The 15,043-nt window shown below is 70.3% G+C and carries 12 protein-coding genes; 6 read left to right on the top strand and 6 right to left on the bottom strand.

What is annotated here, in order from left to right:
* Window positions 1-80 precede the first annotated feature (80 nt).
* Complete coding sequence (locus tag ACFWY6_RS14210; RefSeq protein WP_384689205.1) at window positions 81-2,360, top strand: transglycosylase domain-containing protein; 2,280 nt, start codon at window positions 81-83, stop codon at window positions 2,358-2,360.
* Window positions 2,361-2,474: 114 nt separating this feature from the next.
* Here the strand turns inward: ACFWY6_RS14210 and ACFWY6_RS14205 are convergent, their stop codons facing one another.
* The 4 genes from ACFWY6_RS14205 to ACFWY6_RS14190 all read right to left on the bottom strand — a co-directional run bounded on the left by ACFWY6_RS14205 (window position 2,475) and on the right by ACFWY6_RS14190 (window position 7,656).
* Window positions 2,475-4,592, bottom strand: coding sequence for a SpoIIE family protein phosphatase (locus ACFWY6_RS14205; RefSeq protein WP_384689202.1), 2,118 nt, complete (start codon window positions 4,590-4,592; stop codon window positions 2,475-2,477).
* A gap of 54 nt (window positions 4,593-4,646) precedes the next feature.
* On the bottom strand, window positions 4,647-5,375 hold the full coding sequence (locus tag ACFWY6_RS14200) for a class I SAM-dependent methyltransferase (RefSeq protein WP_384689200.1): 729 nt from the start codon (window positions 5,373-5,375) through the stop codon (window positions 4,647-4,649).
* Between the two features lie 127 nt (window positions 5,376-5,502).
* Window positions 5,503-6,189, bottom strand: a complete 687-nt coding sequence (locus tag ACFWY6_RS14195) for a DUF402 domain-containing protein (RefSeq protein WP_384689197.1) — start codon at window positions 6,187-6,189, stop codon at window positions 5,503-5,505.
* A 66-nt stretch (window positions 6,190-6,255) separates the two neighbouring features.
* Window positions 6,256-7,656 (bottom strand): class II fumarate hydratase, encoded by a 1,401-nt coding sequence (locus tag ACFWY6_RS14190; RefSeq protein ID WP_384689194.1) that lies wholly within the window; start codon window positions 7,654-7,656, stop codon window positions 6,256-6,258.
* Window positions 7,657-7,778: 122 nt separating this feature from the next.
* On the opposite strand from ACFWY6_RS14190, the gene ACFWY6_RS14185 reads away from it, so the two are divergent.
* Together ACFWY6_RS14185 and ACFWY6_RS14180 are read left to right on the top strand one after the other, a co-directional pair.
* Window positions 7,779-9,329, top strand: coding sequence for a ricin-type beta-trefoil lectin domain protein (locus tag ACFWY6_RS14185; RefSeq protein WP_384689192.1), 1,551 nt, complete (start codon window positions 7,779-7,781; stop codon window positions 9,327-9,329).
* 119 nt (window positions 9,330-9,448) lie between these two features.
* Window positions 9,449-9,937 (top strand): dirigent protein, encoded by a 489-nt coding sequence (locus ACFWY6_RS14180; RefSeq protein ID WP_384689189.1) that lies wholly within the window; start codon window positions 9,449-9,451, stop codon window positions 9,935-9,937.
* Between the two features lie 28 nt (window positions 9,938-9,965).
* Here the strand turns inward: ACFWY6_RS14180 and ACFWY6_RS14175 are convergent, their stop codons facing one another.
* Window positions 9,966-11,675, bottom strand: a complete 1,710-nt coding sequence (locus ACFWY6_RS14175; RefSeq protein ID WP_384689186.1) for a fumarate hydratase — start codon at window positions 11,673-11,675, stop codon at window positions 9,966-9,968.
* Window positions 11,676-11,824: 149 nt separating this feature from the next.
* Between ACFWY6_RS14175 and ACFWY6_RS14170 the strand changes: the two genes are divergently transcribed.
* Window positions 11,825-12,505 carry a DUF1707 domain-containing protein gene (locus tag ACFWY6_RS14170; RefSeq protein ID WP_384689184.1) on the top strand — a complete coding sequence of 227 codons (681 nt, stop codon included), beginning with the start codon at window positions 11,825-11,827 and terminating at the stop codon, window positions 12,503-12,505.
* Between the two features lie 116 nt (window positions 12,506-12,621).
* Complete coding sequence (locus ACFWY6_RS14165) at window positions 12,622-13,038, top strand: WhiB family transcriptional regulator (RefSeq protein WP_384689182.1); 417 nt, start codon at window positions 12,622-12,624, stop codon at window positions 13,036-13,038.
* 97 nt (window positions 13,039-13,135) lie between these two features.
* Here the strand turns inward: ACFWY6_RS14165 and glpX are convergent, their stop codons facing one another.
* Window positions 13,136-14,167: a class II fructose-bisphosphatase gene (gene glpX / locus ACFWY6_RS14160; protein WP_361811366.1), complete on the bottom strand. Its 1,032-nt coding sequence runs from the start codon at window positions 14,165-14,167 to the stop codon at window positions 13,136-13,138.
* A gap of 217 nt (window positions 14,168-14,384) precedes the next feature.
* On the opposite strand from glpX, the gene ACFWY6_RS14155 reads away from it, so the two are divergent.
* Window positions 14,385-14,903 carry a DUF4245 domain-containing protein gene (locus ACFWY6_RS14155; protein ID WP_384689179.1) on the top strand — a complete coding sequence of 173 codons (519 nt, stop codon included), beginning with the start codon at window positions 14,385-14,387 and terminating at the stop codon, window positions 14,901-14,903.
* Window positions 14,904-15,043: the final 140 nt, after the last annotated feature.

Genomic DNA, 15,043 nt, shown 5'->3' with positions numbered 1-15,043 from the left:
TGTCCCAAGGTGCGGTGTTAGCTTCGTGAGCTGACTCGACGTACGTATGTGGACTAGACGGAAGCGGAGCACTCAGAGCCATGGGCCGAGCGGAAGAGCGACAAGCGCGGCAGCGCGGCGCGCGCCGGGCAGCGCGCCCGAGCCCAGCCGACGGCGGCAAACCCAGCGGCGGCAAACCGAAGCGCAGCGGCATACGCCGCTTCTTCACGCTGAAGAAGATCCTCGGCACGTTCTTCGGGATCATCCTGCTGGGCATGCTCGGTTTCGTCGTCCTCTACATGGTGGTCGACGTGCCCAAGGGCAACGCGGCGGCCAAGCTGCAGAGCAACGTCTACAAGTACAAGGACGGCTCGGTCCTCGCCAGGACCGGCGAGCTGAACCGCGAGGTCGTCGACCTGGAGAAGGTGCCCAAGAAGGTCCAGAAGACGTTCGTCGCCGCCGAGAACAAGTCCTTCTACAAGGACACCGGCGTCGACTTCAAGGGCACCGCCCGCGGCCTGATCAACACCGTCAGCGGCAAGGGCAAGCAGGGCGGCTCGACGATCACCCAGCAGTACGTCAAGAACTACTACCTGACGCAGGACCAGACGGTGACCCGCAAGCTCAAGGAGCTGGTCATCTCGCTGAAGGTGGACCGCGAGCAGAGCAAGGAAGACATTCTCGCCGGGTACATCAACACCAGCTACTACGGCCGCGGCGCGTACGGCATCCAGGCCGCCGCCCAGGCGTACTACGGCGTCGACGCCGAGAAGCTGGACGTCGCGCAGGGCGCCTATCTCGCGGCCCTGCTGCAGGCGCCGAGCCAGTACGACTGGACGTCCGCCACGCCCGCGAGCCGCAAGCTCGTCAAGGAGCGCTGGAACTACGTACTCGACAACATGGTCGAGGAGAACTGGCTGCCCGCGAGCGAGCGCGAGGGCCTGACGTTCGACGTGCCGCAGAAGCCGCAGGCCGCGCCCGGCCTCGAGGGCCAGACCGGCTACCTGGTCAAGGAGGCCAAGGCCGAGGTCATGCGGGCCGGGCACCTCAGCGAGGAGCAGTTCGACGCGGGCGGCTACACGATCACGCTCAACATCGACAAGAAGAAGCAGAAGCTGCTCGAGAAGGCCGTCGACAAGAAGCTGAACGACCAGCTGGACCCGGACAAGCGCAAGGCGGACGCCCGGGTGCAGGCGGGCGCGGCCTCCGTCGACCCCAAGACGGGCAAGGTCCTCGCCATGTACGGCGGCGAGGACTATGTGAAGCACTACACGAACAACGCGACGCGGCGTGACTACCAGCCCGCGTCCACGTTCAAGCCGCTGATCCTCGCCGCGGCCCTGGAGAACGGCAGCAAGACCCAGTCCGAGCAGCCGATCACCGCGAACACGGTCTACGACGGCACCAGCGAGCGCCCGGTCAAGGGCAGCGACGTCGCCTTCGCGCCGCCGAACGAGGACGACAAGAGCTACGGCCCGGTCACCGTCCAGAAGGCGATGAACAAGTCCATCAACTCCGTCTTCGCGCAGATGGGCGTGGACGTCGGCATGGAGGACGTCCTGAAGACCGCCGGCGACCTGGGCATGGACGTCGACGGCCTGCCCGCCGTGCCCGCGCAGACCCTGGGCACGATGGGCGCGAGCCCGCTGGAGATGGCGGGCGTGTACGCGACGCTCGACAACCACGGCAAGAAGGTCACCCCGGCGATCGTGGCGTCGGTCGAGCACAAGGACCGCACGATCGAGCTGCCGGACCCGATCGGCGAGCAGGTCGTCGAGCGCGGCACCGCCGACTCGCTGACGTCGGTCCTGACCGGTGTGGTCGACGACGGCACGGGCAGCGCGGTGCGCAGCCCCGTGCAGGACGTGGCGGGCAAGACCGGTACGTCCGACGACAACAAGTCGGCCTGGTTCACCGGCTACACGCCGAAGCTGGTCACCTCCGTGGGCCTGTTCGGCGAGGGCGCCGCTGGCACGGCCGAGGAGAGCAAGCAGGTCTCCATGCGGGGCGCGGGCGGTCTGCCGCGCGTCGACGGCGGCAGCTTCCCGGCCCAGATCTGGGCGGCGTACACCTTCGACGCGATGGGTTCGCCCAGCGAGTTCGACCTGGACACGTCCATGGGCGCGGCCATCGCACCGCCGCCGGACCCGACGACGCAGGCCCCGCGGGAGCCGACCGAGGAGCCCGAGGAGCCCAAGGACCCGACGACGAAGCCGCCGACGGAGACCCCGTCCAGCGAGCCGCCGACGGAGGAGCCGACCACCGAGCCGCCCACGGACCCGTCGACGATCGAGCCGCCCACGGACGAGCCGGATGAGCCGGACCCGTCCGGCTCCATCGAAATCCCGGAGAACCCGAACGGACGGCCGAACAAGGACTGAGCCAGTTCCCCGCGCCCCGCAAGGGGCGCGGGGCTGTATCGATCAGCGGCTTCGCCGCGGGGCGCGACCAGCCACGACGGACCCGCAGACGAATCCGCAATCCCCACAGATCGCTCAGTGCCGCTTCGGCTCCGGCGTCGAACTGTGGTTCAACTCGAACCAGACCACCTTCCCGGTGCTCAACCGGGTCGCCCCCCACCGCCGGGCAAGCCGGTTGACCAGATAGAGCCCGCGGCCCCCCTCGTCAGTGGCGCGGGCCTGGCGGAGCCGGGGCAACTGCGGCACATCGTCGCCGACCTCGCAGCGCAGCACGTCGGTGCGCAGCAGCCGCAGGGTCACCGGACGCGAGGCGTACCGCACGGCGTTGGTCACGACCTCGCTGACGAGCAGCTCCACGGAGTCGGTCAGCTCCTCCAGGCCCCAGCGCTCCAGGGCGCTGCGGGCGAGCCGCCGGGCGCGCGACGGCGTCGCGTCCTCCGGCTCCAGGAACCAGTACGCGACGTCGCTCGGCGCGATCCCGTCGAAGCGGGCGGCGAGCAGCGCGATGTCGTCGTCCCGGTCGCCGGGGCCGAGCATGTCGAGCACCTCGTCGCAGAGCGCCTCCAGGGGCGGCGGGTGGTCCGGACCCGTCAACTGGGCGGTGGCGGCGAGCCGTTCGCGCAGCTGCTCTATGCCGGTCCACACGTCACGCAGGCGGGACTCGACGAGCCCGTCCGTGTAGAGCAGCAGCGTGGCACCGGCGGGCGCGTCGAGCTCCACCGCCTCGAAGTCCACACCGCCTACGCCGATGGGCGCGCCCGGCGGGACCCGCAGGACCTCGGCGCGGCCGCCCAGATGCAGCAGTACGGGCGGCGGATGCCCGGCGTTGGCGATGGTGATGCGGTGCGCGACCGGGTCGTAGACCGCGTACAGACAGGTCGCCATGCGGTCCGAGCCCAGGCGCTGGGCCTGCTCGTCCAGATGATGCAGGACCTCCTGGGGCGGCAGGTCGAGCCCGGCCAGGGTCTGCGCGGTCGTCCGCAGCTGGCCCATGATCGCCGCCGATGTCATGGAGTGGCCCATGACGTCGCCCACGACCAGGGCGACGCGGCTGCCGGGCAGCGGGATCGCGTCGTACCAGTCGCCGCCGACCCGGGCCGTCTCGGCGGCGGGCAGATAGCGGGACGCCAGACGGACGCCGGTCGGGCGCGGCAGGGTCTCGGGCAGCATGGTGCGCTGCAGCTCGTCGGCGATGTACGCCTCGCGGCCGTAGAGCACCGCCTTGTCGATGCCGAGCGCGCTGTGCGTCGCGAGCTGGGCGGCGACCAGGAGGTCGTCCGCCTCGAAGGGATGGCGGTCGGAGCGGCGCAGGAACACCGCGGCTCCGATCACCCGGCGCCTGCCGCGCAGCGGGGCGAGGATCGTGCGCTGCCCCGTCGGCACGGTCCTGCCGTCGCCGAGCAGTTCGGGCAGTGCGGCGCGGGCGCCGGGGGAGTCGGCGAACACCGGGCGTACGCCGCGCAGGACTTCGGCGAGGGCGCCGCCGGGGCGCACCTCGCACAGCTCGGCGGTCGTCACCAGGTCGGGCTGCACCTGCAGGGCGGGCATCGTGCCGCCGTCGGTGTCCGGCTCCTCGGGGATCCGGTCGGTGCGGCGCAGGCGCAGCATCAGCGCACCGGTCGGCCGCTCCTCGCCGACCGGTAGCGGGTCGCGCAGATAGACCAGTATCGCGTCGGAGAACGTCGGCACCGTGGCCCGGCACAGGCCCATGACGATCTCGTCCAGGTCGATGCCGCGGGCGATGCGCCGGGTGGCCGCGCCCACGAAGCGCAGCCGGTCACCGTCGCGGCGCATCGCGGCGGGGCCCGATCCCGGCGGCCGGGGCTGCCCGGTGCGCCGCTCTTCGCCGCCGGGACCGCCGGGGCCGCCGGGTCCGACCGCGGGCCTGGGCTGCTCAGGTCCCGGCTGGGACGGCACGGCCTCGGGCACGGGGCGCGGGCGGTGCGGGTCGGGCTGCGAGGCCGGGGCCCCCGACGACTGGGCGTGCTCGTCGCTGGGGCTCGCGGCGGGGTCGCCGGTGCGGGCCTGGGCGGACGCCGCGTCGCCGGTCCGTGCCTGTGCGGGTAAAGCGGGCGCGCCCGTGCCGCCTGGTGCCTCCGGGGCACGCACCAGCGCCCCGCGCGGGTCCGCGGGGGCGGTCGGCCGGGCAGCTCGGGGCTGTCGGCCTTGGTCGGGGGTGGGGTGCTCCGTCACGCGTTTCGATCCGTCCGTCCGGGGCTGCGCCGTTGTCTCCGGGGGCTAGGTGGGTCAGCCGCGTCGGCAGTGCAGGAAGAGCTGGTGCTCGGGGATGGGGCCTCCCCTGGTCGAGCGAAGTCGAGAGCTTGGGGAAACGTCGGTGCTTGCGGGGGCGTAGGAGTACGTGTCCTCATCGATGATGTCGAAGCCCGCGTCACGCACGACCTGCCGCAGTTCGTCCCGCAGGTAACCGGATACCCGGATTGTGTGCCCCAGGAACGGAATTGCCGCGTCATCCAGATCGGCCTCGACCATGGACAGCGTGAGCAGGCCATCGGGGCGCAGCAGTCCGTGCAGCAGCCGCAGGGCGTGCGGGATCTCCTCGCGCGGCAGCATGAGGAGCGCGAAGAAGGCCACGATCCCGTCGAAGTGCCCCACGCCGTCCGGCCCTTCGGCCCGCAGCTGAGCCACGTCGAGCCGGCGGAACTCGGCGCCCGGCGCAGGCACGTTCTTCCTGGCCAGGTCGAGCATGCCGGACGACAGATCGACGCCGAGGACGCTGTGCCCGGCGTCGGTGAGCTGACGGGCGGTCGGCAGTCCGGTCCCGCAGCCCACGTCGAGCACCCTCGCCCCGGGCGGCAGCGCATCCGCGATCCTGCGCCCGGCGGCCAGTTGGCCCTCCTTGTGCGGGAAGGCGTCGTCGTAGTGCTGCCCGATGGCGTCGAACGCTTCGGCCTGGCCCGTGCGGTCGGGCGTGCCGGATGGCCCGCCGTACCTGTCGAACTCGCTCGCCTCGCTCACGTTCTGCCGCTCCTCGATGACAACCAGTCAGGCATCGCGCAAGCTCAGGGAGTTGCTGCTGAGTTGCTGCTGTGCGCCCTTGCGGAGGACGATCCTACGTTTGAACCCTGGGGGCGCATCAAGGGTCTCATGACGTCACATGCGCGGGCGTGCGGTCCCAGTCATCCGGAAGGGGCGGAATGCCCCAGTCCGGATCGGGCCGCCACTGTTGCCAGTTGTCCGAAAACGGTGCGCCCCAGGCGTGGATCACCTCGACCGCGGCGAGCCCCGCGGCCCGCACTTCCTGCGCTTTTGCTTCCTCCATCAGTCCGGCGCGCTGAGCCTGTGCGAACTCATCCTCGTCGTGCCAGCTCCAACTGCGGTCCGGTCGCACAGAGATGTCCAGAAAGTGATCCTCGGAATCGATGCCTCCGGCCCAACGTGCGCGCGGCTCTTCGAGGTTCACGTACCAGTTCTTGAACTGCCATCCCGGATCCCAGAACAGCCACACCGACCACGGCTCGGCCGGCCGCGCCAGTTTCAGCACGCCGGTGCCGAACCAGCGGTCCCTGCTCAGGGCGCGGGGCTTGGTGTACCGGGTGGCGAGGGGCTCGTGATGGACGGGCGTCCCGTCGGCGAGCACCGGCTTCACGCACTCCGTCCCCGGCGCCATCCACACGGCGAGCAACTCGTCCGTGTCCTGTACGACGGTGACGGGCCGGCAGATGTGCACCCGCTCCCCGGCGTTCTCCTTGTACCGCCACAGCACGTGGGAGCCGGGGGCCCAGCGTGCGTCGTCGCTGCTCGTCGTTGGCGGCGTCATGTGCGCTGTCATGCAGAGATGTTAGTAGCCCGGCAGGACCGTCCGGCGGCGGCTCCCCAGGGCCGGGGCGTCCGCTCCCTAGGGCCGGGTCATCCGCAGCACGTCAAGGGCCGCGTCGAGCTGCTCCACCGTGAGGTCGCCCCCCTCGACGTACCCGGAAGCAAGCACGACCTCCCGGATCGTCTTGCGCTCGGCCAGTGCCTTCTTCGCCACCTTCGCAGCCTCCTCGTACCCGATGTACTTGTTCAGCGGAGTGACGACGGAAGGCGACGACTCGGCGTACTCGAGGGCCCGTTCACGGTTCGCCGTGATCCCGTCCACCGTCCGGTCGGCGAGCAGCCGCGACGCGTTGGCGAGCAGCCGCACGGACTCCAGGACGTTCTTGGCGATGACCGGAAGCATCACGTTCAGCTCGAAGTTGCCCGCCGCCCCCGCCGCGGCGACCGTCGCGTCGTTCCCGGTGACCTGCGCGGCGACCATGAGCACCGCCTCCGGAATCACCGGATTCACCTTGCCCGGCATGATCGACGAACCGGGCTGCAGATCGGGCAGGTTGATCTCGGCGAGCCCCGTCCGGGGCCCGGATGCCATCCACCGCAGGTCGTTGGAGATCTTCGTCAGACCGACGCCGATCGTGCGCAACTGCCCACTGGTCTCGACGATTCCGTCCCGCGCCCCCTGCGCCTCGAAGTGGTCCCGCGCCTCGGTCAGCGGCAGCCCGGTGGCCCGCGCCACCTCCGCGATCACGGCGGCCGAGAACCCGGGCGGCGTGTTGATCCCGGTGCCCACCGCCGTGCCGCCCAGCGGCAGTTCGGCCAGGCGCGGCAGCGACGACCGCAGCCGCTCCACGCCGTACCGCACCTGCGCCGCGTACCCGCCGAACTCCTGGCCGAGCGTCACCGGCGTCGCGTCCATGAGATGCGTACGCCCGGACTTCACGACGTCCGCGAACTCCTCGGCCTTGCGCTCCAGGGACGCGGCGAGGTGCTCGAGGGCGGGGATCAGATCGCCCGTCACGGCGCCCGTCGCCGCGATGTGGATGGAGGACGGGAAGACGTCGTTCGACGACTGCGAGGCGTTCACGTGGTCGTTGGGATGTACGTCGCGACCGAGCCGCTCCGTGGCGAGCGTGGCGAGCACCTCGTTGGTGTTCATGTTCGACGACGTGCCGGACCCCGTCTGGAAGACGTCCACCGGGAAGTGCTCGTCCCAGCGGCCTTCGGCGACTTCGCCCGCCGCGTCGGCGATGGCCTCCGCGATGTCCTTGTCGAGCACGCCGAGCTCCGCGTTGACCTTCGCCGCGGCCGCCTTGATCCGCGCGAGAGCGGCGATGTGGGCGCGTTCGATGCGCTGCCCGGAGATGGGGAAGTTCTCCACCGCCCGCTGTGTCTGGGCCCGCCACTTGGCGTGTGCGGGGACCCGCACCTCGCCCATGGAGTCGTGTTCGATCCGGTACTCACCACTGGCGTCGCTGGTCATGCCTCGAACCTACCTCTCCGTCAGAACCCGCCGAAAAGTTGAGCACTTGTCTTGTTCCAGGTATTCCCAAGCGCCCTACTGGCCAGTAAAAACCGGGGGTAACACCAAACCGGGGAGGCGCGATGAAGCGCACCAGAAGCAGCCGCCAGGGCAGGCTGAGATGTACTTTCGCGGCGGCCGTCGCGATGGCGGCGGTGTTCGGCACGGCGGCGATGCCCGCCCAGGCGGCGGACGGCAACGGCGGGAGCCCGAAGGCGGCGCCCGCCTCGACGCCGCTCCCGCCCGACCTGGAGAAGATCCGGGCGGACGAGGCCACCAAGCTCTACGGCGACCCGGCCGAGCGCCCGCTCGCCGACCGCAAGACCGGGCTGATCTCGCTCGGCGACAGCGAGATCTCCGGGGAGGGTGTCGGGACGTACGAACCCGGTACCGACGGCCCCGACAACTGGTGCCACCGCTCCCCGGACGCCGCGATCCACCGCACCGGCATCCCGGCCGACGTGACGTACAACGTCGCCTGCTCGGGAGCGAGCACCGTCAACATCAGGATCGGCGGCCAGAAGCAGTACGCCGACGAGCTGGTGCAGAGCGACAACCTCGCCATCAAGGCCCGGAACACCAAGATCAAGACGATCCTGCTCGTCATCGGCGCCAACGACGACCTCGAGTTCTCGCCGGTGATGACGGACTGCGTCACCCGCTATCTGCTCAGCCAGGGAGCCTGCGCCGGCAAGTACAGCGACGGCTGGCAGGCCCGGGTCGACGCCCTCGTGCCCAAGGTCGAGCAGTCCATCCGCGACCTGAAGACCGTGATGAAGGACGCGGGCTACCAGGAAGGCGACTACAAGCTCGTCGCCATGGGCTACCCGAACCCGGTCGGCCCGGACTTCCGCGACAACCCGAACTTCCCCGGCAAGCTGGCCTGCGGCGGTCTCGGCTACGACTCCGACACCCAGTGGGCCCGCAACTACGCGGTGCCGGCCTTCGAGACCGGCATGCGCAAGGCCGCGAAGAACGCCGGCGCGACCTACCTCGACAACTCCCGGCTCTTCCACGGCCACGAGGTCTGCATGGAGGACACCTGGGCGCGCGGGCTCTACATCGACCTCTCCAACCCCTTCCCGCCGGACTCCAATTCGGTACGGCAGTCCTTCCACCCCAACGCGCGGGGCCACGCGGCCTTCGCGTCCTGCCTCACCCAGATCCACAACTCCGGGCAGCGTGAGGCCAGTTGCGCCGACCCGGCGAGCACGGGCAGCCCCAAGCTGTACCCGGGCGGATGGGACGACGCGTACAGACCCCTGAAGAACCAGGGCACGGGGACCTGCGTGGACGTCGACGCGTCGAGCAGCCGCAACGGCACCAAGGTCCAGGGCTGGGACTGCACCGGCAACCGCAATCAGACCTGGTGGTACGACGGCGGCCCCGGTGGTCGGCAGTCACTGCACACCGGTCTGACGCAGGACCGCTGCATCGACGTACCCGGAACGGCGAAGGAAGGCACCGCCGTCACGCTGTGGAACTGCCACGGCGGCGCCAACCAGAAGTTCGTGCGCGAGGCGGGGACGGTGCGTCCCGCGTCGGACACCGGGCTCTGCCTGGGGCTCGCATCGCCCAAGGAGCCGCTGAAGCTCCAGAAGTGCGACGGGTCGCCGAACCAGAGGTTCGCGTAAGCCCCCGTTCGCCCCGGGCCTCCTCCGCCACCGCCCTCCAGGAGGCGGGCCCGGGGCGAACGTCGGAGAATGAGGAAGGGAATGAGGGGGGAGACCCACCACCTCACAGGAGGCGGCCCATGCTTCCCCACCTCAGGACCCTCGGCGCGCTCGGCGTCTGCCTGGCCGCGTCCGTCGCCCTCACCGCCTCGTCCCCCGCCTTCGCCGCGCCCGCCCAGGACGACGAGACGTTCACGCTCTATGCGAAGGAAGTCGCGAGCGAGGACGACGAGGGCGAGAGCGAGCAGGCACCCGAAATCGGGGACAGCTTCGCCTTCGCCGACGACCTGTACGACAGCAAAGGCGGTGGCAAGGTCGGCAGGGACGGCGTGACGTGCACCGTGGTGCGCGTCGCCGACCCCGGCGACCTGCTGTGCGTGGGCACCTTCGTGCTCGAGGGCGGCCACATCGCCGGGCAGGCCGTAGTGCCGCTCGACGAGTCGTCGCAACAGCCCACCTTCGACATCGCGATCACGGGCGGAACCGGCGACTACGAAGAGGCACGCGGCTACATCCGCTCCACCGATGACGGGGACTACCAGAGGCTGGAGTTCCATGTCAGGAACTGAACGGCCCTGACGGGGTGCTGCCGCAGGGTCAGCCCAGGCCGGGGCCCCGCACCGGGATGCTGGTGAACGTCGGCGCCGGGGCCGGGTTCTGGAAGAAGTCGTCGCCCTTGTCGTCCACGACGATGAACGCCGGGAAGTCCTCGACCTCGATCTTCCAGACGGCCTCCATGCCGAGCTCCTCGTACTCGACGACCTCGACCTTCTTGATGCAGTCTTGGGCGAGGCGCGCGGCGGGGCCGCCGATCGAGCCCAGGTAGAAGCCGCCGTGCGCGGCACAGGCGTCGGTGACCTGCTTCGAGCGGTTGCCCTTGGCGAGCATCACCTTGGAGCCGCCCGCGGCCTGGAACTGCTCTACGTAGGAGTCCATCCGGCCGGCCGTGGTCGGGCCGAAGGAGCCGGACGCGTAACCCTCGGGGGTCTTCGCCGGGCCCGCGTAGTACACCGGGTGGTCCTTCAGGTACTGCGGCATCTCCTCGCCCGCGTCGAGCCGCTCCTTGATCTTGGCGTGCGCGATGTCGCGGGCCACGACCAGGGGGCCGGAGAGCGAGAGCCGGGTCTTGACCGGGTACTTGGTGAGCTCGGCGAGGATCGCGTCCATGGGCTGGTTCAGGTCGATCTGAACACTGAGTACATCAGCGGCTTCGCCGCGGGCCGAGGCCTCGGCGTCCTCGTTGAGGGTCTCGTCCGTGGTCTCCGGAAGGAAGCGCGCGGGGTCGGTCTCCAGCTGCTCCAGGAAGACGCCTTCGGCGGTGATCTTCGCGGTGGCCTGGCGGTCGGCCGAGCAGGAGACGGCGATCGCGACGGGCAGCGAGGCACCGTGGCGCGGCAGGCGCACCACGCGTACGTCGTGGCAGAAGTACTTGCCGCCGAACTGCGCGCCGATGCCGATCTTCTGGGTGAGCTCGAAGACCTTCTCCTCCAGCTCCTTGTCCCGGAAGCCGTGCCCGGTCGGCGAGCCCTCGGCGGGCAGCTCGTCCAGGTAGTGCGCGGAGGCGTACTTGGCGGTCTTCAGGGCGAATTCGGCGCTGGTGCCGCCGACGACGATCGCCAGGTGGTACGGCGGGCAGGCCGCCGTGCCGAGCGAACGGATCTTCTCCTCCAGGAACTTCATCATGGAGGCCTCGTTCAGGACGGCCTTCGTCTCCTGGTAGAGGAACGACTTGTTGGCCGAGCCGCCGCCCTTGGCCATGAAGAGGAACTTGTAGGCGCCGCCGTCGGTCGCGTACAGCTCGACCTGCGCGGGGAGGTTGGAGCCGGTGTTCTTCTCCTCCCACATGGTCAGCGGAGCCATCTGCGAGTACCGGAGGTTGAGCTTCGTGTACGCGTCGTAGATGCCGCGGCTCAGGGCCTTCTCGTCCTCACCTTCGGTGAGGACGTTCTGGCCGCGTTTGCCCATGACGATCGCCGTGCCGGTGTCCTGGCACATGGGCAGCACGCCGGCCGCCGCGATGTTCGCGTTCTTCAGCAGGTCGAGCGCCACGAACTTGTCGTTCGACGACGCCTCGGGGTCGTCGATGATGCGCCGCAGCTGCGCCAGGTGCGCGGGCCGCAGATAGTGCTGGATGTCGTGGATCGCCTCGGCGGCGAGCTTGCGCAGCGCCTCCGGGTCGACCTTGAGGAACGTCCGCCCGTCGGCCTCGAAGGTGGCGACACCCTCGGAGGTCACCAGCCGGTACGGGGTGGTGTCCTCTCCCAGCGGGAGCAGATCGGAGTACTCAAACTCTGGCATTACGGCCATTCCTCACTCGGCAGACAGCGGCGCGGCCTCCATTGGCGACGCGCCAACCAGCGTAGAACGCCACAGGACGGCCGAGTCTGTGAGGTAAGGCTCAGTACCGCGGTTCGAGGGGTAGTCGCGATCTATCGCGTTTGGGTACGCTGGCTGGTGTGGACCTAGAGAAGCGCCCTCAGCAGCCATCGCCGGAACCGCGGCCCGCAGCCCTGCGCGCCTCCGACGCGGACCGGGACCGCACGGCGGACATCCTCCGCGAGGCCCTTGCCGAGGGCCGGCTGACGGCCGAGGAGCACGGCGAGCGCATCGACGGCGTCTACCGCGCGAAGACGGTGGAGGAGCTGGCACCCCTGGTCGGCGACCTGCCCGCGGCCGGCGGTGCCGGGTACGCGACGGCGGCTCCCGAGCCGGCCCCCTCCCGGCCGTCGGACGGCATGGTGCCCCCGGTCGCCGACGAGAACCTGGTCGCGGTCTTCAGCAGCTCGGTGCGCAAGGGCCGCTGGCGGGTCGGCCGCCGCACCCATGCGTACGCGATCTTCGGCAGCGTGGAGATCGACCTCAGCGAGGCGATCTTCGAGCAGCGGCAGGTCGTCATCAAGGCGGTCTCCGTCTTCGGCAGCGTCGAGATCCGCGTCCCGGAGAACATCTCGCTGCGGGGCAGCGGCACGGGCGTGCTCGGCAGCTTCGAGGTGGAGACGCTCGACTCGGCCGAGCGCGACGCCCCGGTCGTCTTCGTCGACGGCTTCGCGGTCCTCGGCAGCATCGAGGCCCGGCCCAGGCGCGGCAAGCTGGTGCGCGATCTGCACAAGCAGCTGCGCAAGCACTTGGGCCACTGACGGCCCCGAGGGGCGGCGGCGGGCGTACATCGGAACTCAGTGCATAGGCGCATGCACAGCGGGTAGAGCTTGCTGCATCGTCTCTCGCTCGCGAAGCCGTCGTCAGGAGTAGACCCGTGCTGCAGCCGTCGCATCAGTCCCTGCAGGTCGCCGCCGTTCCCGGCGATGGGGCCTCCCCTGCACGAGCGCAGTCCAGCGCTCGGGGAAGGGTGCCAGTGCGCGATCGGAATCAGGACTCCCCATGGCACACCGAAGCGGTGTGCAGGCGAGACGAGGCGGGGCTGTTCTTCGCCCCGTCCAAGGAGCCGACCGCCTCCCGCCTCTCCCGCGAGGAAGCCGCCAAGCGTGTCTGCGGCGGCTGTCCTGTGATGGTCGAGTGCCGGGAGCACGCCCTGCTCCAGCCCGAGCCGTACGGCGTCTGGGGCGGCCTCACGGCCGCCGAGCGCCGCGTGGTGCTCGCCCGGCGCCGCAGGCGCGACCTGGAGCTCAAGAAGGCGGCACACACCGCAGGCCCCATCGCCGCCGCCGGATAACAGTCGGTACGCCGAAGGGGGCGTCCCCCGCACGGGGCGCCCCCTTCGACGTACGCAACTGGCGCTCTGCGGAGCCCGCTTGCTGCCTTGCTGCTTGCTACTTCGCGCGGTCGAAGTCGATGGCGCTGTACGCGCGCAGCTTCGAGAGCCGGTGGTCGGAGTCGATCTTGCGGATCGTGCCCGACTTGGAGCGCATGACCAGCGACGAGGTCGACGCGGTCTCCGCGCCGTAGCGCACGCCCTGGAGCAGCTCGCCGTCGGTGATGCCCGTCGCGACGAAGAAGACGTTGTCCCCGCGGACCAGATCGGTCGTGGAGAGCGTGCGGTCCAGGTCGTGGCCCGCGTCGATCGCGCGCTGCCGCTCCGCGTCGTCCTTCGGCCACAGCTTGCCCTGGATCACACCGCCGAGGCACTTGATCGCGCAGGCCGAGATGATGCCTTCCGGGGTGCCGCCGATGCCCATGAGCATGTCGACGCCGGTGCCTTCGCGCACGGCCATGATCGAGCCCGCGACGTCGCCGTCCGAGATGAACTTGATGCGCGCGCCGGTCTCGCGGATCTCCTTGACGATGCCCTCGTGGCGGGGGCGGTCGAGGATCATGACCGTGACGTCCTCGGGCGCGGAGTTCTTCGCCTTGGCGACGCGCCGGATGTTGACGGACGCCGGGGCGTTGATGTCCACGTAGTCGGCGGCCTCCGGGCCCGTGACCAGCTTGTCCATGTAGAAGACCGCGGACGGGTCGAACATGGCGCCGCGGTCGGCGGCGGCGAGCACGGCGATGGCGTTCGGCATGCCCTTCGCGCACAGGGTCGTGCCGTCGATCGGGTCGACGGCGATGTCGACCTCGGCGCCGGTGCCGTCACCGATGTGCTCTCCGTTGAAGAGCATCGGGGCCTCGTCCTTCTCGCCCTCCCCGATGACGACGACGCCGTTCATCGAGACGGTGTGGACGAGGGTCCGCATGGCCCTGACGGCGGCCCCGTCGGCGCCGTTCTTGTCGCCGCGGCCGACCCAGCGGCCCGCGGCCATGGCGGCGGCCTCGGTGACCCGGACGAGTTCCAGGGCGAGGTTGCGGTCGGGGGCCTCGGGAGAGACCTCGAGCTCGGACGGGAGATGATGCTCGGTCATCGGAGAGCACCTTTCTGCTGATACAAAAAAGTGGCGCGCCCGTAGGGCGTCCTTGGAAGGGCGGTGGTGGGAGACGGGAGGGCGGCCGGATGAGGGTTTGGAATGACTCTATCGGCAGGCCGACAAAATGAGCAGAGGGCCCCACGCATGAGCGGACCGGACGCGGGTGCCCAGGGCGGGCGCAAGGGGTCCGCGGGGACCTGCGACGATGGGGCACGTGGCTGGAAGACAAGGCAAGCAGACCGTGCGGAACATGCTGTGGTCGATGGTGGTGATCTGCCTCGTCGCGGGCGTCATCTACATCTTCATCCCGCACGACGAGTCCAAGACCCCCGTCAAGCGCGTGGACTACCGCGTGGAGCTGCTGACCGCCCGCAGGGCCGCGGCGTATCCGGTGGCCGCGCCCGAGGGTCTGGCCAAGGCGTGGAAGCCGACGTCGGTCCGTTTCGACGGCGCCAAGCACGACAGCTGGCACCTGGGCTTCCTGGACCCGGACGGTGAGTACGTCGCCGTCAAGCAGTCCACGGGCAAGCCGTCCGAGTTCATAGACGAGGCCACCCAGCGCGCGGTGAGGACGAAGACCACCGAGGAGATCGGCGGCCGGACCTGGCAGCGCTACGAGGGCAAGACGTACGACGCCCTGGTGAGCCGGGACAAGGGTGCGACGACGGTGGTCGCGGGCACGGCGTCGTTCGGTCAGCTGACGGAGATGGCGCAGGCGCTGAAGACGTCCTGAGGGGCGCCTTGATGGCGCCCTGAGGGCGCACACGGCTGACGCGAAGGGGCGCCCGCGGCGGCGCGGGGGCGCGGGGGGGCGGGCGGCCGGCCCCCCCCCCCCCCCTTCCAGGCAGCGGCCGACGCGGGCGCCCCCGTACC

Source organism: Streptomyces sp. NPDC059037, from assembly GCF_042740015.1.
In the GTDB taxonomy this organism is placed as follows: Bacteria; Actinomycetota; Actinomycetes; order Streptomycetales; family Streptomycetaceae; genus Streptomyces.
This window is presented reverse-complemented; position numbering and strand designations above follow the sequence as displayed.